The following is a 1,826-nucleotide window of genomic DNA, read 5'->3' on the forward strand; positions in this document are numbered from 1 at the left end:
GGTCAGGACGTGGAAGGTGGACGTCCTCGTCCGCCATGATCGCAGCCCGGTAGGCTGTTACAGGACCGCAAGACGCGGACCGGGCTGCCGAGTACCAAGGCGGAAGCGAGCTTCCGCACTCCAAATAAATGTTGCAAATAATAGATTTGAAGTGCGGTAACTTGCAGTCTGTTGCCGACCTCGGCCGCAAGCCGCAGGCCACTTTGAACTTTGAACTTTGAACTTTGAACTTTGAACTTAGGAGGGGGAGCAAGGAGCAAAAATTAGTTGTGGCAGTGTTATAAATGTAGGCTAAATTAATACTGCCCTAATAATAAAACACATCTGTGTTTATAATATTAAGGGCAATAATAGCCGCGGCTAACTAATTAAGCATCTGCCAATTTAACGCGGATTTTGCTTTTATCAACAGTTGCTTGGTTAAGGGCTTTAATTGCACCTTTAACTTCTATGTCGTTTGGCATTTCAACAAAGGCAAAACCTTTAGATTGGCCAGTTTCTTTATCAAGTACTAAGTTACAGGTAGTCACTTTACCGTGCTCTGCAAATAAAGTACGAAGGTCGTGCTCAGAAGTAGCACGAGATAAGTTGCGAACTAATAGTTTCATAATGAACCATGTTTTAAAAATAACTACCGCGATTGTCTCAAGTAAAAGCCGATTGACCTAACGATAAATTGCGATCAGTAAAAATAGTTTAGCCAGTGGTGGCTACAAGCGAGATAATTATGCGCGGATTTGTTTTGGTTTAAGCAATTAGCATAATGCTAGGTGCCTAATAGAAAACCGCTGCTTAATAAAAGCGAGCGGTTTTTTTATGCCAAAAACGACTTATTTTACTTCTTTACCTGCCGCTTGTTGGTCAGCATGGTAGCTAGAGCGCACAAATGGGCCAGAGGCTGCATGAGTAAAGCCAATTTCATCAGCGTAGGCTTTTAGTGCATCAAACTCAGCAGGTGGCACGTAACGTTTTACTGGTAAGTGGTGCTTAGAAGGCTGTAAGTATTGGCCTACTGTAAGCATATCAACGTTATGGGCACGTAAGTCGCGAAGTACTTCTTCTATTTCGCTAATTTCTTCACCTAAACCAACCATTAAACCAGACTTAGTTTTAATCTCTGGGTGCGCTTCTTTAAAGCGACGCAGTAGCTCAAGTGACCATTTGTAATCAGCCCCTGGACGCGCAAGCTTATATAAACGCGGCGCAGTTTCTAGGTTATGGTTAAACACATCTGGTGGGGTTTCGATTAGTATTTCGAGTGCGCGGTCCATACGGCCACGAAAATCGGGTACTAAAATCTCAATAGTAATATTTGGGCTGTGCTTGCGAATTTCGCTAATACAATCGGCAAAATGCTGCGCGCCGCCATCACGTAAATCATCACGATCTACCGAGGTAATAACCACATAGCTTAGCTTCATGTCTTTAATTGTAAGCGCTAGTTTTTCAGGCTCAGTTGCATCAGGTGTTAATGGACGACCATGGGCAACATCACAAAATGGGCAACGACGAGTACAAATTGCACCTAAAATCATAAAGGTAGCTGTACCGTGGTTAAAGCATTCAGATAGGTTAGGGCACGAAGCCTCTTCGCATACCGAGTGCAGCCCATGCTTACGCATCGCCTGTTTAATGCCCTCAATACGCTCTGTTGATTTAGGTAAGCGAATTTTTAGCCACTCTGGCTTGCGTAACATTTCGTTTTTTTCTGTTGGTAAAACTTTTACGGGGATCAACGCCATTTTTGCTGCGTCGCGTAGTTTTACACCTGGTTCCATCTTGACTGGTTTATTCATTCGTTTTCAAACCCTTCAGTATGCTTAACC

At 43.5% G+C, this 1,826-nt stretch carries 2 protein-coding genes; both read right to left on the reverse strand.

Annotated features, from left to right (window positions below; all coding sequences use genetic code 11):
* Positions 1-368: 368 nt before the first annotated feature.
* Entirely contained in the window at positions 369-608 is a 240-nt protein-coding gene (locus ABYB02_RS16880) for a hypothetical protein (protein WP_011327707.1), read from the reverse strand.
* 222 nt (positions 609-830) lie between these two features.
* Positions 831-1,796 (reverse strand): lipoyl synthase, encoded by a 966-nt coding sequence (gene lipA / locus ABYB02_RS16885; protein WP_372763522.1) that lies wholly within the window; start codon positions 1,794-1,796, stop codon positions 831-833.
* Between the last annotated feature and the right edge of the window lie 30 nt (positions 1,797-1,826).

The sequence above is a fragment of the Pseudoalteromonas sp. genome (assembly GCF_041613455.1).
Lineage (GTDB): Bacteria > Pseudomonadota > Gammaproteobacteria > Enterobacterales > Alteromonadaceae > Pseudoalteromonas.

What these genes read in the sequence shown, in the direction of transcription:
- ABYB02_RS16880 (WP_011327707.1), bottom strand. Translation starts at nt 608, where the DNA reads ATGAAACTATTAGTTCGCAACTTATCTCGTGCTACTTCTGAGCACGAC.
- lipA (WP_372763522.1), bottom strand. Translation starts at nt 1,796, where the DNA reads ATGAATAAACCAGTCAAGATGGAACCAGGTGTAAAACTACGCGACGCA.